Origin of the sequence: Empedobacter sp. 225-1, from assembly GCF_030328185.1 — a bacterium.
In the GTDB taxonomy this organism is placed as follows: Bacteria; Bacteroidota; Bacteroidia; order Flavobacteriales; family Weeksellaceae; genus Empedobacter; species Empedobacter stercoris.
Map to the genome: position 1 here is coordinate 31,178 of NZ_JACALO010000024.1, position 16,486 is coordinate 47,663.

Sequence of the window (16,486 nt, forward strand, 5' to 3'; positions counted from 1 at the left end):
AATCATCTAAAAAATTATAAGTAAAAATTTTTAGTTATGAGAGATCTATAACCAAAATTGATCTTTCCAATCTGCATTAGTTAAAAGTGAATTAAACTGTTCATTGATTACTTTTAACTTTTTTTGTGTTGCATTTTTCTCGAATTCTGGAAACATTTGCTTTTCCTCGAATCGAATATGCAAATCCAATTCTTCTTCGATATAAATCAAACTTTTCATCGGATTTTTAGTGTCTATTTTAAACAAACGTCTCAAACGTCTGTGTTCCTTAAGTGCTCTTTTTACCAAATAATGATCCTCATCCAGCATGGTAAAAAGAAATTGTTCTTCGATTTCAAATTTACGAAACAACACTTCTTTTCCGTACCAGCTAACATAATCTACAATACGCTGCATCTCGATTCCCTTGTCAATTCCCGCTCTAATGTTCCAACAAAAAAACAGGGTTTTATGATGTCTTGCACAAGCCTCATTCAAATTTAAACCTAAAGAATAAGTTAAATGCGATGGGTTAGTTTGAGGAATTTCTATGGCTAGTTTCATTTCTTAATATTTTAATTCGGATACTCGGATAGTTTTATCTTATTTATTGGTAATTTTTTTTTTAATGTTTAAGGAAAGCTAATCCTTTCTCAAGGTCATCAATTAAATTGAACATCGAAGTTCTTTCTAACATCGCTCTCAAATCATTTCGAATAGCAAAAACTCTACTATGCAAAGCGCAAGGCTTTTCTGAATCACATTCTACCAAACCAAGAATACAACTATGATACAATCCGTCTCCATCAATCGCTTTGATGATATGAACCAATTTGATATCTTCTAAATGTGTTGCATCCATTTGGAAACCTCCCATTTTTCCTTTCACCGAAGAAATTACATTAGCTTTTACTAATTGTTGTAAAATCTTTGCTGTATACGCTTCAGGTGAATTAATAGAATTCGAAATTTGTTTCAAATTAACTCTTTGTCCTTTTACAGATTCTTGTGCGATAAAAACGCAAGCTTTTATGCCGTATTCACACGCTTTTGAAAACATTAAATTCCTTTATTCATTATAAATTACCTTGCAAATATACAACAAAATTTAAATCGGACAAATTTATCTTATTAAATTTTACATCCTTTTATTTTCACCTTTTAAATCCTTTATTTAGTATCTTTGTCTAACTGCTTCGTAAACACATATTGCTGCAGCATTGCTCACATTCAACGAATCCACATAACCTAACATCGGAATTTTAATAAGTATAGCTGAATGATCTGCCCAAAAATCTGAAAGTCCTGTAGCTTCAGTTCCTAAAATAATCGCTGAAGATTTTGTAAAATCTGTTTCATATAAGTTTTTCGTTTCTTCTCTCAAAAATGTTGAAACGACTTGAATAGAATGAGCGTTCAAAAATGCTAAAACATCTTCTTTACTTGCAGATGCAATTTGATTTGTAAACAATGTACCAACAGAAGAACGAATGACGTTAGGATTAAAAAAATCGACCGTTTCGTCACAAACAATAACAGCATCTACTTTTGCGCCATCTCCTGTGCGTAAAACAGCACCAAGATTACCTGGCTTTTCTACCGCTTCTAAGACAATCACCAACGCATTTTCTGGTAATTGTAAATCAGTTAAAGTAGATGATTTTGTTTTATAGGCACCAATAATTCCTCCCGTAGATTTACGATAAGCTAACTTCTCAAAAACTTGTTTGGTAATTGTAAACACTTTTGCTCCACCAAAATCAAATGATTGGTTATAAATATCTTCACAAATATAAATTTCAACAGCTTCGTAACCACCTTTTAAAGCCAGCTCATTTTCTTGCGTACCTTCCACAATAAACAAACCTTGGCTTTTACGTTCTCTTGATTTTTCTTGCAATTTTAGCAAGTTTTTAATTCTTGGATTTTGAAGACTTTCTATTAACATGTGACAAAATTAATCGAAATTCTTTGAAATAAAGTTCAAATTAGTTCAATGTTGCTAATTTTTTACGCACAACCTTTACTAATTTGTAGTTGATAGAAGATGCGTCTGCTGGTGGATTCTCTACTTTAGTTGTTGAAACGATAAGTTGATATTCAAATCCTGGTTCATACGTAAACTCTTCAATCGTATTATAAAAATATTGCCATTCGTCAACATCAGTATATTTTACCATCATACATTGCATTTTAGCAACACCATTGGAGCAATCTCTTGTTTCTGGAGCAATTGTTAACAACTCTTCTCCTTGTTGCATTTGTTTGGTTGATGCGCAAGAGGTTAAAAACCCTATACTTAAAATAGTCGACAAAATAACTTTCTTCATTCTTTGAAATTTACTAACCTGAGGCAAATACTATGCTAAAACTCTAATGGAATCAAAACTTAATTCATTCTCTGAAATTTAACTTGATTATAAATAACATAGTCACTTGTAATTTTTTTGTAACTTTGCACCTTAAAATCAGAATTTTCGTATGACCAAAGATGGAAAAATGGAGTTGATGGCTCCTGCTGGGAATTTCGAATCGTTACAAGCGGCTTTAGATAATGGAGCTGATTCTGTATATTTCGGAGTTGAGCAGTTGAATATGCGTGCGAGAGCATCAATCAACTTTACAATGGACGATTTACCAGAAATCGTAAAACGTTGTGAAGAAAAAGGTGTGCGTTCTTACCTTACTTTAAATACAATTATATACGATCACGATTTATCTTTAATCAAAAACTTATTAGACAGAGCAAAAGAAGCTAAAATTACAGCGGTTATTGCAATGGATCAATCAGTTATTGCTTATGCAAGACAAATTGGGATTGAGATTCATATTTCGACACAAATTAACGTTACAAATATCGAAACAGTAAAATTCTATGCTATGTTTGCTGATACAATGGTATTATCGCGTGAATTGAGTTTGAAACAAGTGAACAAGATTTGTGAACAAATTATCAAAGATGACGTTCGTGGACCAAGCGGAAATTTAGTAGAGATCGAGATTTTCGGACATGGAGCTTTGTGTATGGCTGTTTCGGGTAAATGCTACTTGAGCTTACATTCGCACAATTCATCTGCAAATCGTGGTGCTTGTAAACAAAACTGTCGTAAAAAATATACCGTTATCGACCAAGAATCTGGATTCGAAATCGAATTGGATAATGAATATATGATGTCACCTAAAGATCTTTGTACAATGGAGTTCTTAGACGAAGTGGTTGAAGCAGGTGTCAAAGTATTGAAAATAGAAGGTCGTGGACGTGCGCCTGAGTATGTTGCAACTGTTATTCGTGCATACAGAGAAGCGATTGATTCGATTGCTGACGGAACTTATTCGAAAGAAAAAGTAGATTACTGGATGGGATTATTACAAACCGTTTATAATCGTGGTTTTTGGTCTGGCTATTATTTAGGTCAAAAATTAGGTGAATGGTCTGCTGTTCCAGGTTCTATGGCAACACAGAAAAAAGTTTACATTGGAAAAGGTGTTCATTTCTTCCCTAAACCAAGTATCGGACAGTTTGTGATTGATGCCTATGATTTGAAAGTAGGAGATTTAATTTTAGTGACTGGACCAACAACTGGAGCCAAAGAAATGGTGGTTACAGAAATGATGGTGGAAGATGTAAAAGCTAATACAGCAAAGAAAGGTGATTCGATTACAATTCCGATGGAATTTAGAATTCGTCCTTCTGATAAATTATACAAATTAGTAAAAGTAGAAGAACCAGGAACGCAACAAAATAGTGTTGAAGAAGGTGCTTACTCACATTAAAAAAACAATAAATCATGGTCATTATTACGCTACAACGCGATAAATGCATCGGATGCAACTATTGTTATGAGTTAGCTCCAGAACGTTTCAGAATGTCTAAAAAAGATGGTAAATCTGTTTTATTAAAAGCAATTGATAAAAAAGGATTTCATACGTTAAAAGATCCTGATCATTCTATCGCGGACAACTGCGAACGAGCAGCAAAAGCTTGTCCTGTAAATATTATTACAGTAAAAGAAATATAGGTTATAACATTCGCTATATAAAAAGTCCATCATGATTGATGGACTTTTGCTTTTTATAAAGAATAAATCTTAATTCATTTTACTTTCTTTTTCTAATCGTTCTAAGGCTTTTTCGTGAGCAGATTTCACATCATTTTTGATTTTTTTATCTTGTGTTGATTTTCTAATCTTTTCAGCATGATAAGCCAAATCATCTAATGTCATTTTATAACTCACATAGAAACCTCTGTTGTAACGAGAATAGGAAGCCAATCCCCAATTCGCAATCAATTGATTTTTGATTTTTTTGGTTTGATATTCATTCAAATAGCGTTGTAATTTCGGAGAAATATCCTCTTTTGCAATCGATTTTACTGAACCATCCATTCGACTAAACCAATATTTATTATCCAATTTGATGTAAGATTTTGCACCTAAAATACTCTTAAACGCTAAATCTCCTAACAATAAAACTTTCTCAAATTCAGACTTCTCATTCGTCATATAGTCCCAATACATTTCAGAAGTCATTCCAACCATTGGACTTTTATCAATTGTTGCTTCGTATAAGGTTTTACCATTTTGATAGGCAGCAGCCACATTCTTAAACTCAATTCCGAAATCATCACAAGCCTTTTGATAACCAGTAAAAGAACCTGAATATTTTTCGAAATTATCAATAAAAACACGATAAATACAATAATGTGAAATATCAATCAAAACTTTTTTAGAATCGTCTAAAAAACCATTTATCAACTGAATCGGGAAGTTATAATATTCGTACGAACTCATAATTATTTGATTGTCTTAAAGAGGTGTTAATTTATCGACTAAGATAAGATAGTTTTTACGAATCATAAAATGATAAGTATCAAAAATAATTTTGAAAAAAATCAGAAATAAAAAAACTCTGCTTCGATGAAGCAGAGTTTTTAGGGTTATTTTCTTTTGAATAATTTACTCAAGAATGAATTGCCTTTGTTATGATTTTCTCCATAACCATAGCCGTAACCATAGCCATAACCGTAACCTTTCGTAAAGTCAACGTCATTCACCACCATAGTCATATTCTGAAGTCGATCCTCTTTGTAAAGATCTCGTGGTATCGTCAACATACGTTTATCCAAATAGTTTGCACGTACTATATACATCGTAATATCAGCGCTATCTGCAATTAACAACGTATCTGTAACCAAACTTACTGGTGCTGTATCAACCAACACATAATCGTAGTTTTCTTTTCCATAATTTATAATCTCTTCAAAACGACCATTCATTAATAATTCTGAAGGATTAGGCGCAATTTGTCCTGAATAAATCACATCAAATTTATAATCGGCAGGGTGTTTAATGATGATGTCATCAACACTGATATCATTAGAAATCAAATATTCCGTTACCCCCTGTCTATTTCTGTATTGATCAGCTATAGTTAAGTAATCCAATATTTTTGGACTACGAATATCTCCTCCAATTAATAAAACAGATTTACCAGACATCGTTAAAATTTGAGCTAAGTTTGTTGAAACAAAAGTTTTACCTTCTCCACTTGTGGTTGATGTAACATAAATTGCTTTGGGATCAGTCGAATTTTTCAATAAGAAATTGACATTTGTTCTTAAAATTCTAAACGCTTCTGCTGTACTCGAACTATCATTATGTTCTATAATTGAAATATCACTCTTCGGAACTTGTCCAGCTATTGGAGCACCTACTGCATCTTCCACTTCTTCTTTTGAATTTACATTATTATTTAATAACTTATAAATGTAAATAATTGAAAACGGAACAATCAAACCTAAAATCATTGCTCCCAATAAGATAATATTCTTTTTAGGTGAAACTGGAATTTTAGAATCATAAGCAAAATCAATCACCTTAATATTGTCTGGTGTTGCAGCAGCTTTAATTTCGTTCTCTTCTCTTTTTTGTAATAAGAATAAGTATAAAGCTTCTACGATTTGTTGTTGTCTCGATATATCTCTAAAACCACGTTCTTGACTTGGTACTTTTTGTATTTTACTTGCTATTTGGTTTTGTTTCGTCTGTATTGTATTTAAAGTCGTTTGAGTATTATTTCGATACAAACGCAAACTATTTTTTAAATTACTCTTAACATCGCTAATTTGCTCCTGTAATTTAACCACATTTGGATGTTCGTTTGTAACAGATTTTAACATATCTTCTTTCGTTAAAACCAATTCATTATACGAAGCAATTTGTGATGCAATTGTTTGATCTTGTAACCCAATATTAGTTGGTAAAAGATCTGTTTTGTTCGAATTTAAAGCTGAATTCATATAATCAACTAATTGTAGCTGAGTAGATGATTCTAATAATTTCTTTTCATTATCTGATGCATTTTGTAAGAAAATATTCGCTTCAGAAGTAACATCAGTAATGTTATTGCTTAATTTATAGCGTTCTAAATCTCTGTCAACACCTTGTAAATCGCCTGTAACAATATCTAACCTCGAATTGATAAATTTAGAAGTAGCTTCAGTCAATTTATTATTATCTGTAACAAGATCTAAATTGTATTGATTAATCAAATCATTGATGAATTTTTTGGAAATATTCGGTATTGTTCCTACTAAGCTAAAGTTAACAACTTTAGAATTTTTATCTGAATTGGGGTCAATCTGAATTTTATTTTTATAATAGTTTACAGTTTGATCTAGTGAATTTAATTGAATTAACAACTCAGCATCAACACTCTTTACGATATTTTTGTTTGGACTAATAATGATATCACCAAAATCGGTACTAATCTTTTGTCCAAAAGAATAGGTGTTGGATTCTTTTGTTTTCCTGTTCGTTAGTTGAAATTTGGTTGTTGATTCTATTTTAACATGCAGTTGTTCAGCTAAATCTTCTTTCAATTTATCTGCTTCATTCAAAAACAAAATTTTAATAGGCGATTCAGCAGCTGTCGTTTCTATCTCTACAATTCTACCAACATTAAAATAGCGAATATTGAAATTATTTTGTTCAACCACTTTAGAAATTAAACGTCTTGATTTCAGAATTTCGATTTGGTCCCCTACTTCAGCATTTGAGCTTGTCCCAAAAACTGTTGCAGCATCGGCTAAACCTGCCAATTCACCAGCAGCTGATTCTTTTTCATTCAACAATATTTTAGCAGAAACTTGATATTGTTTTTGTGTGTATTTTAAATAGAATAAAGCGCCTATAATGGCAATAATAACCCCTAATACAAACCATTTCCAATAGAATAAGTATTGTTCTAGAATTTGTCTTAGGTTTATATTTTCCTGTTCTTCATCAAAAATTGAGTTTTGATTTTTTGAATTATTAATTTGATTCATTTTACCTTGTTAATACAGAAATTACAGAAATAATAACACCTGCCATCGAAATCCATAACGAATAGTTAGGTGTAAATTTTGATGCAGAAACTTGTGCAGAATTTGGTTCAACATACACTACATCATTTTGAGCCAAATAGTAAACAGGAGAATTTAACGCTGCTTCCGAAGTCAAATCAACACTATAACGTTGTTTTACTCCGTTACTTTCTCGAATCACCGTTACGTTTTCTCGTTTCCCTTTAATAGTCAAATCACCTGCCATTCCTAAAGCATCTAAAAGGGTAATCCTTTCTGTTGGTACGATAAAACTTCCAGGACGAGACACCTCTCCTAAAACACTAATTCTAAAATTGACGAAATTCACATTAACGCCTGGGTTAACAATATATTGACTGAGTTTGTTTTTAATTGTTTCTATTGCTTGACTTCTTGTTAAACCTCCTAATTTTATATTTCCTACCATAGGTAAGCTTATATTTCCACTTTCATCCACCGTATAAGTAGGGCTGTATGGAGAAATATTGCTATTTGAAGATTGAATTGTACTCATTTGATTAAAAGGAGCTGTTGCAGTGGCATCTGCTGCAGAAATTATAATTGCTAATTGGTCTGTCGGTTGTATTTTAGGAATAAATTGTTCAAAACTTGTTGTTAATTGCTCTTGATTTTGGAAATAAACAATATCTTTTCTCGAACCACACGATGTAAAGGCGATGAAAGAAAGAACGCATAAAAATTGGAAAATTTTATTTTTCATATACTACATTATCAAGTTTTTCAAATTCTGAATTTTGTGAAATAAATTCAGGAACAATTTCTTTAATTTTTGCTACTAATTCAAGGACTTGCTCATGTTTTTCAATAGTTGATGACATTATGCATAGCTCTTCGATTAATTGCTTATTATTTTGGCATTTAGCTGTATTTACTTTTGCAATCATAATTTTTTCATGATGAGTTTTTACGGTATTTTCACCATTGGCCAACAATTCTTCGTAAATTTTTTCACCAGGACGCAAACCTACAATTTTTATATCAATTTCCTCAGGATATTTGTACCCACTTAGTCGAATCATTCGTTTAGCTAAGTCGATAATCTTAATAGACTCTCCCATATCAAACACAAAGATCTCTCCTCCTTTTCCCATAATTGCAGCTTCCAAAACAAGTTGACATGCTTCAGGGATAGTCATGAAAAAACGGGTAATATCTGGATGAGTAACCGTTAAAGGTCCTCCATGCTCTAACTGTCTTTTAAACAAAGGAATAACTGATCCATTTGATCCTAAAACGTTACCAAAGCGAGTGACAATATAATTGGTCTTCGATTTTTCATTAATACAATTAACATAAATCTCTGCAACACGTTTGGTTGCTCCCATCACGTTTGTCGGATTAACCGCTTTATCTGTTGAAACCATTACAAATTTTTCAGCACCAAAATCGTTTGCCAAATCAGCTACTATTTTAGTACCATAAACGTTGGTATTGATGGCTTCGTAAGGAAATTTTTCCATCAACGGAACATGTTTATAGGCTGCTGCATGGAAAATAATTTGTGGACGATATTTGTCAAATAAACTTAACATACGTTTTCGGTCGCGTACGCTTGAAACAATGTAATCTATTCTATTTTGTTTGTCCTCAGATAGGTCGTTTTTTAAATATTGTTGTATATCATACAAAGCTGATTCGGCGTGATCAATCAAAATTAATTGATCAAAATCCATCATAGCAATTTGTCGTGAAATTTCACTCCCAATAGACCCTGCTGCCCCTGTCACTAAAACAATTTTACCTTTAATTTCTTTATTGATAATGGGATTGTTTAGTTGGATAGATTCTCTTCCTAATAAGTCTTCAATTTTCAATTGTTTGATCTGAGCTGGTTTATAAGTTCCGTCAATCCAATTGGAAATTGGAGGGATTATTTTAATTTTAACAGGTAAATCTTCAACTGATTTTGAAAGTTTCAACAATTGATTGGTTTTGATATTCTGAATAGAAATAATGACTTCAGTGATATCATTTCTATCGATGAACTTTTCAGTGATATCATGAATAGAATATATTTTCACTCCATCGATAAAAGTTCCTACCTTAGAGGTGTTATCATCAATAAAACCAATGACTTTGTAGTTAAATTGTGTGTCATTTTGCAGAATATCTCTCGTAATTAGTCCAGAATCTCCCGCTCCATAGATTAGAATTCTTTGCACAGCTTTATTCTTCGAAAAGAAATAATCATAAATCCATTTATAGTACAATCTTGCAATCACCATAATAACTGTGGTGATAAATAAATGGACAAAAATTACAGAATACGACATTCTAAAAACATACATTAAACCAGAAGTGTCAGGTAAATTCTGTTCAATAATTTGTCTAAAAACAAATGAGATGAAAAATAGAATTAAGAATGCTGTAGCATTAGACACGAAGACATTTTCCGCATCCTTTAGACCCGTTTTCTTTACAACACCTTTGTAGGTTTTGAAATAGATAAAACACAACGCATAGACAAATGTTATGAAAGGTAACTTATAAAAGAGCCTTTCTACACTAAATGTGTCTAAAAAACTGTTTAGGATAAAGTTACTTACAATGTAACTGACCAAAACAATTAATATGTCTATCACTAATACTACCCATCTTGGCGTATTAAAGTGTTGATTAAAGGGATTCAATATTATAGTAATTTAAGTGGTGGTAAAGATAAAAAAAAAATCAGGAATAGACAGCCCTCAATTGGAAAAATCTACCCCTGATTAAATTTTATTTTAGAAAAATTATTTTACTCTGAAAACAACTCTTCTTGCTAATTGATGAGATGAAACTTGAGAGTTTTTGAACTCTTTATCTTCACCTTCACCTATTGTAGTTAATTGAGATGCGTTAGCGCCTTGATTAACTAAAATAGCTTTTACATTTTCTGCTCTTCTACGAGATAAATCTTTATTGAAAGCATCACCTCCTACTGGATCAGCAAAACCTAAAATGTCAATTTGAGCATTTGGTTTAGCTTTTAAGTATTCAGATACAAATTTGATACCTCCAACTGATTGTTGGTATGGTTTATCCGAATTGTAATCAAAGTATACATTGATGATACCAGAGTTGATCATTTGCTCTAAGAAATCAGCATCGTTAACGATTGTTGTATTTCCTCCAGCATTTTCTTTGATGTATTCTTCAATATTATCTGGAATACCATTCCCATTGTGGTCAATTGTAACACCTTTAGTATCAACAACTGCTCCTGGAGCTGAATCTGGCTCTTGATCTAAATAATCAGCAACACCATCTCCATCAGAATCTTTTAACATTTGTTCAATGGTTGCAATACGTTCTTCTAAATCTGCACGAGATGGTTCATACACCCAATCCGCGTGTTTTTGATTTTTACCTAAATAAAATGTTAGTCCTAATGTTGCGTTCCATAAAGAGCCATCAAAACCTCTGTTAACAATAGGATCTGAAGACTGACCATCCCAAGTCGTTTTTTGACGCATCGTTTTTGTATATGACAAGTCACCTGTTAGAACTAGTCTATCTGTCAACTTAACTTGAGGTGTCAAACCGAAAGAGATTAATCCCATTTCAGTATTGTCATCGAATAATCCTGAAGATTCTCCTTTTGTTGCATCATTGTTCATGAAACCATATCCAACTCCACCATGAGCCAATAACCCAATTGTATTTGTCCATGTTTCAAAGTCCATTATACGTCCCAAGTTCGCAACTCCAGATAAATCGACACGATAGAAATTAGATCTAAAGTGTTCAGAACCTTCTCCTTCTTTCAAACGATCGTATCCACCAGATAATTTTAAACCGAATTTGTTGTTAAACATATAACGAACTCCAAAATTTGCGTTGTAAAAACTTGGTGTTTCATTATAGTATCCATCTGTAAATGGACTAATCGCTTTATTAGCTCCAGCTTGAGCTTCTATAGACCATTTGTTATAATTATTATGGTTAGTGGATTCGGTAGTTTCTTGCGCATTCACAAAAACACCTAACCCAATTACACTTAATAAAAATGAAATTTTTTTCATGAGGGTATATTTAATTTTAATAATAAGTTCATCATTCGTTACGAATCAATATGTGTAGTTAGGTTATGTATTGTTTAAATATTGTTAACGTATTTAAAAATAATTCAATAACTGTGCCGAAATTAATTTTCGTTTTTCTTATACTATCTTTGAATCATTTAAATTATTTTTGCATAAATATTTCCCAAAACAAACAATGGAACAATCAGCATTTCTTTTTTCAACAAGAGGATCAGTAGATTTGGCACAAAAAATTGCCGATTATTATGGTCAAGAACTTGGTAAATCTAAAATTGTAGAATTTAGCGACGGAGAGTTCGTACCTGCTTTCGAACAACCTATTCGTGGAGCTCGTGTTTTCTTAATCGGTTCTACAATGCAACCAACAGACAATTTAATGGAATTACTTTTGATGTGTGATGCTGCAAAACGCGCTTCAGCCAAAAGTATTACTGTCGTTATTCCTTACTTTGGTTTTGCTCGTCAAGACCGTAAAGATGCACCTCGCGTGCCAATTGGAGCAAAATTAGTAGCAAAAATGTTAATGACAGCAGGTGCTACACGTGTAATGACAATGGATTTACATGCCGATCAAATTCAAGGATTTTTTGAAATCCCTGTTGATCATTTGTTTGCTTCTACCATTTTTGTAGAGTACATCAAAGGATTAGGTTTAGATGATATTTGTATCGCTTCTCCAGACATGGGAGGTGCAAAACGCGCTAATACCTATGCAAAATACCTGAATGCAGATATTGTAATTTGTCACAAAGAACGTAAAATTGCAAATCATGTTGATAGCATGATGTTAATCGGAGAGGTAGAAGGTAAGAATGTTATCTTAGTAGATGATATGATTGATACAGCTGGAACTTTAGCAAAAGCAGCAGAATTGATCATGTCAAAAGGCGCAAAATCTGTTCGTGCAATTGCTACTCATGGTGTCTTATCAGGACCTGCTTATGAGCGTCTTGAGAACTCGATGTTAACGGAAATTGCAATAACTGATAGTATTCCATTAAAAAATAATAGCACAACTAAAATAAAAGTGTTATCTTGCGCTCCGCTTTTTGCTGATGTTATGCATTTAGTACACAGTAATAAATCTATTAGCCAACGTTTTGTTATCTAATGATTTAGCTTAAATTTAAATTATTTTTATTATATACATATTATTATGAAGTCAATTACAATTCAAGGTGTGAAAAGAGAAGACTTAGGTAAAGTGGCAACACGTAACCTACGTAATGCTGAACAAGTACCTTGTGTGGTTTACGGTTCAGGAGAGCCTATCCACTTTTCAGCTGAAGAAAAAGCATTCAAATCATTAGTTTATACTCCAGAAGCTCACACTGTGACGATCGAGTTAGCTGACGGTGCTAAAGTTCAAGCAATTTTACAAGACATCCAATTTCACCCAGTAACAGATAGAATCTTACACGTAGATTTCTACCAATTAAGTGATGACAAAGCTGTAACAATGGAAGTTCCTGTTCGTTTAGTAGGACGTGCTCGTGGTTTAGTAGCTGGTGGGGTTTTACGTTTCAACATGCGTAAATTAAAAGTTCGTGCTATTCCAGCAAACTTACCTGATGAAATCGAAATCGATATTACACCAATGAGAATTGGTCACAAAATGTATGTTGAATCATTGAAAAATGATAAGTATACTTTCGCACATCCAGATAACGCAGTAGTAGTAGCTATTCGTACTTCTCGTAACGCTGTTAAGGATGCTGATCAAGATGAAGACGAAGAATAAAATCTATTCTTTTTCAAATAAACAAAAAATCCACTCAATTGAGTGGATTTTTTGTTTTCTATAAACTTTTTTAAAATAATTCTGATTGAAATTGCTCTAAGAAACGTTTGTCATTTTCTGTGTACAAACGGATATCTCCAATTTGATACAACAACAAGGCAATACGTTCGATTCCCATTCCAAATGCATAACCCGAATATTTCTCAGGATCGATATCGACATTACGCAAAACATTTGGGTCAACCATACCACATCCCATAATTTCTAACCAACCAGTTCCTTTGGTCATACGATAATCCGTTTCGGTTTCCAATCCCCAATAAACATCAACCTCAGCAGAAGGTTCAGTAAAAGGGAAATAAGAAGGACGTAAACGAATTTCAGATTTACCAAATAATTCTGTTGTGAAGTAACTTAACGTTTGTTTCAAATCGGCAAAGGAAACACCTTCATCAATATATAAACCTTCGATTTGGTGAAACATCATGTGCGAACGAGATGAAATAGCTTCGTTACGGTAAACACGCCCTGGCGCTAAGAAACGCATTGGTGGTTGATTGTTTTCCATGTGACGAATCTGAACAGATGATGTATGGGTACGCAACACTATATCTGGATCTTTTTCGATGAAAAAAGTATCTTGCATATCACGTGCTGGGTGATGCGCAGGTAAATTAAGCGCTGTAAAATTGTGCCAATCATCTTCTATTTCTGGACCTTCAGAAACACTGAAACCAATACGATTAAAAATCTCGATAATACGATTTTTTGTAATGTTGATAGGATGACGAGACCCTAAAGTAAAAGGTTCTCCTGGACGAGTTAAATCTAAAGAAGTATCTGTTTTTCCTTCGTTTGAGATTTCATTTTTAAGAACAGTCGATTTTTCAGTTGCCAATGTTTTTAATTCATTCACAACTTGACCAAATTCCTTTTTTTGTTCATTTGGAACAGACTTAAACTGTGTAAACAAGTCTGCTAAAATTCCCTTTTTACCTAAAAATTTAATTCTGAACTCTTCTATTTCAGAAGCATTCGTCGAATGGAAGTTTTTTACTTCTTCAATATATTGTTTGATTTGGTCAATCATAATTTCTGATCAATTTGATTACAAATTTAACCGATAATCAACTTATAACAAATTATTCGAGTACTTTTATCTTTATTCCACTAAAACTCTGTAAAAATGGCTCAACCAATTTTAGAAATTAATCTTGAAAAAATCAGTTATGATTTAGATAAAGTTATTTTGAAGTATTGAGAAATCTATTATTTTCATTTTTTGCTCATCCAAAAAACGAAACAAAAAAAGATGCCGACAGTAGTCTCTCAATGATTCAACTAAATAAATTATTTCCATAAAGTTGGCAACTCGCTCCACTCAGACACTCCAACTTTTTTTATTCCAATAATTTAGAGTTGAATTGCATTTCGATCCTAAATCGTCGGATTTTTCTAATTCTTTTTTCTAATTCAGATTCGTTATCACTTTTATCAACGAATTTTAGAGTTGACATACGATTTGCAGACGAGCTTCAATCCATTGAAACAAGCGTAAAAAAGATTAGTGAGCGTATGCGAATCATTTAATCTTTTTAGTGCGTGAGATGAGAATTGAACGTCGAAAATCGCAGTCTTGTAATGCTTTGCATTCATGAATACCTTAAAAATAATAATAAACCATATGAATAACTTTTGATTACTTTTTGATCAAGCAAAAAGTAATAAATAAAGAACTACTAATTATCCTCTTATTCACGCAATTATGTTCAGAATCTCAACTCGTTGTTAATTTGAAGTATCGAGAAATCTATTACTTTCATTTTTTGCTCATCCAAAAAACGAAACAAAAAAAGATGCCGACAATAGTCTCTCAATGATTCAACTAAATAAATTATTTCCATAAAGTTGGCAACTCGCTCCACTCAGATACTCCAACTTTTTTTATTCCAATAATTTAGAGTTGAATTACATTTCGATTCTAAATCGTCGGATTTTTTTTTAATTCCTATTTAAACATTCGAATTCGTTTATAACAATGAATTTATAAATCGTCATTGCTGAAAAGTCGAGCGTCAATTCGGCGTAGTGAGCGTTAAAAATGATTTACTGTTCGCATTTCATATGCGAATGTTCTAAAGCATTTAGCGAATAGCCATTATTGACCGACTTGTAAGCACAGACTTGTAATGCTTTGCATTCATGAATAACATAAAATAATAATAAACCATATGAATAACTTTTTGGTTCGTTTTTTCATCAAGGAAAAAATGAACATAAAGTACTTTCTATCACTTTTTTATTCATTACTTTTCTATTTTAATTATCGGTATTCATATGCCCTTCGGGGAAGCTCATCCAAAAAGCATTTGAAATTAAAAATTTGAAATTAAAAGGAGGAGCCATGGTATGGCTCAGGTAATTCAACTAACTAAATTATTTCCATAAAGTTGGCAACTCGCTTCTCTCAAACACTACAACTTTTTAATTTCAATAATTTAGAGTTGAATTACATTTCGATTCTAAATCGTCGGATTTTTTTAATTCCTATTTAAACATTCGAATTCGTTTATAACAACTAATTTATAAACCGTCCTTGCTGAAGAGTCGAGCGTCAATTCGGCGTAAAGAGCGTTAAAAATGATTTACTTTTCGCATTTTATATGCGAATGATTTAAAGCATTTAGCGAATAGCCAGTATTGACCGACTTGTAAGCATAGACTTGTAATGCTTTGCATTCATGAATACCATAAAATAATAATAAACCATATGAATAACTTTTAGGTTCGTTTTTTCATCAAGGAAAAAATGAACATAAAGTACTTTCTATCACTTTTTTATTCATTACTTTTCTATTTTAATTATCGGTATTCATATGCCCTTCGGGGAATAGTCAAAAAAACATTTGAAATTAAAAATTTGAGATTAAAAGGAGGAGCCATGGTATGGCTCAGGTATTCCTTTTCTTTATTTTCATTTCTTCCTTTCATTTTTTTGCTCATCCAAAAAAACGAAACAAAAAAAGATGCCGACAGTAGTCTCTCAATGATTCAACTAACTAAATTATTTCCATAAAGTTGGCAACTCGCTCCACTCAAACACTCCAACTTTTTAATTTCAATAATTTAGAGTTGAATTACATTTCGATTCTAAATCGTCGGATTTTTAATTCCTTTTTCAATACTTAAATTCGTTATCATTCTGAACTTGTCGAAGAATCTTAACCTCTACCTCTCTTCAATCACTTTTATCAACGAATTTTAGAGTTGACATACTATTTGCAGACGAGCTTCAATCTATTAAAGTAAATGTAAAAAATCAGGAATGAAAATGAACATTAAAATTTCTTGAAG

14 protein-coding genes are annotated in these 16,486 nt (G+C 32.2%); 4 read left to right on the forward strand and 10 right to left on the reverse strand.

Going from position 1 to position 16,486, the window contains the following annotated elements; genetic code table 11:
• Positions 1-45: 45 nt before the first annotated feature.
• From HX088_RS08495 to HX088_RS08510, 4 genes are all read right to left on the reverse strand, one after another.
• Positions 46-543 carry a hemerythrin domain-containing protein gene (locus HX088_RS08495; RefSeq protein WP_171623669.1) on the reverse strand — a complete coding sequence of 166 codons (498 nt, stop codon included), beginning with the start codon at positions 541-543 and terminating at the stop codon, positions 46-48.
• Between the two features lie 61 nt (positions 544-604).
• A complete protein-coding gene (locus HX088_RS08500) occupies positions 605-1,039 on the reverse strand; it encodes an RrF2 family transcriptional regulator (RefSeq protein WP_225541906.1) in 435 nt (144 codons plus the stop codon).
• Positions 1,040-1,153: 114 nt separating this feature from the next.
• Positions 1,154-1,927 (reverse strand): TrmH family RNA methyltransferase, encoded by a 774-nt coding sequence (locus HX088_RS08505; protein ID WP_225539098.1) that lies wholly within the window; start codon positions 1,925-1,927, stop codon positions 1,154-1,156.
• 40 nt (positions 1,928-1,967) lie between these two features.
• The gene (locus HX088_RS08510) at positions 1,968-2,309 is read right to left on the reverse strand and encodes a DUF4377 domain-containing protein (protein WP_286483926.1); all 342 of its coding nucleotides are present in this window, start codon (positions 2,307-2,309) and stop codon (positions 1,968-1,970) included.
• A gap of 151 nt (positions 2,310-2,460) precedes the next feature.
• Here HX088_RS08510 and HX088_RS08515 point away from each other — a divergent pair, with 151 nt between their 5' ends.
• Both HX088_RS08515 and HX088_RS08520 read left to right on the forward strand, forming a co-directional pair.
• Complete coding sequence (locus tag HX088_RS08515; protein WP_286483927.1) at positions 2,461-3,753, forward strand: peptidase U32 family protein; 1,293 nt, start codon at positions 2,461-2,463, stop codon at positions 3,751-3,753.
• Positions 3,754-3,767: 14 nt separating this feature from the next.
• Positions 3,768-3,998 (forward strand): ferredoxin, encoded by a 231-nt coding sequence (locus tag HX088_RS08520; RefSeq protein WP_038336269.1) that lies wholly within the window; start codon positions 3,768-3,770, stop codon positions 3,996-3,998.
• Positions 3,999-4,067: 69 nt separating this feature from the next.
• Here HX088_RS08520 and HX088_RS08525 read toward each other — a convergent pair whose 3' ends face one another.
• The 5 genes from HX088_RS08525 to HX088_RS08545 form a co-directional block, all read right to left on the reverse strand.
• The gene (locus HX088_RS08525) at positions 4,068-4,769 is read right to left on the reverse strand and encodes a hypothetical protein (protein WP_171623664.1); all 702 of its coding nucleotides are present in this window, start codon (positions 4,767-4,769) and stop codon (positions 4,068-4,070) included.
• Positions 4,770-4,915: 146 nt separating this feature from the next.
• Positions 4,916-7,306, reverse strand: coding sequence for a GumC family protein (locus HX088_RS08530; RefSeq protein ID WP_286483928.1), 2,391 nt, complete (start codon positions 7,304-7,306; stop codon positions 4,916-4,918).
• Position 7,307: 1 nt separating this feature from the next.
• Positions 7,308-8,066 carry a polysaccharide biosynthesis/export family protein gene (locus HX088_RS08535; protein ID WP_286483929.1) on the reverse strand — a complete coding sequence of 253 codons (759 nt, stop codon included), beginning with the start codon at positions 8,064-8,066 and terminating at the stop codon, positions 7,308-7,310.
• A complete protein-coding gene (locus tag HX088_RS08540) occupies positions 8,056-9,948 on the reverse strand; it encodes a polysaccharide biosynthesis protein (RefSeq protein WP_286483930.1) in 1,893 nt (630 codons plus the stop codon). Before HX088_RS08540 ends, HX088_RS08535 begins: the two co-directional genes overlap by 11 nt.
• 150 nt (positions 9,949-10,098) lie before the next feature.
• Entirely contained in the window at positions 10,099-11,370 is a 1,272-nt protein-coding gene (locus tag HX088_RS08545) for an OmpA family protein (RefSeq protein WP_286483931.1), read from the reverse strand.
• 196 nt (positions 11,371-11,566) lie between these two features.
• Here HX088_RS08545 and HX088_RS08550 point away from each other — a divergent pair, with 196 nt between their 5' ends.
• Together HX088_RS08550 and HX088_RS08555 are read left to right on the forward strand one after the other, a co-directional pair.
• Positions 11,567-12,502: a ribose-phosphate pyrophosphokinase gene (locus HX088_RS08550; protein WP_171623660.1), complete on the forward strand. Its 936-nt coding sequence runs from the start codon at positions 11,567-11,569 to the stop codon at positions 12,500-12,502.
• Between the two features lie 45 nt (positions 12,503-12,547).
• Positions 12,548-13,132, forward strand: coding sequence for a 50S ribosomal protein L25/general stress protein Ctc (locus tag HX088_RS08555; protein ID WP_171623659.1), 585 nt, complete (start codon positions 12,548-12,550; stop codon positions 13,130-13,132).
• 70 nt (positions 13,133-13,202) lie between these two features.
• Here the strand turns inward: HX088_RS08555 and pheS are convergent, their stop codons facing one another.
• Entirely contained in the window at positions 13,203-14,222 is a 1,020-nt protein-coding gene (pheS, locus tag HX088_RS08560) for a phenylalanine--tRNA ligase subunit alpha (protein WP_225539092.1), read from the reverse strand.
• Between the last annotated feature and the right edge of the window lie 2,264 nt (positions 14,223-16,486).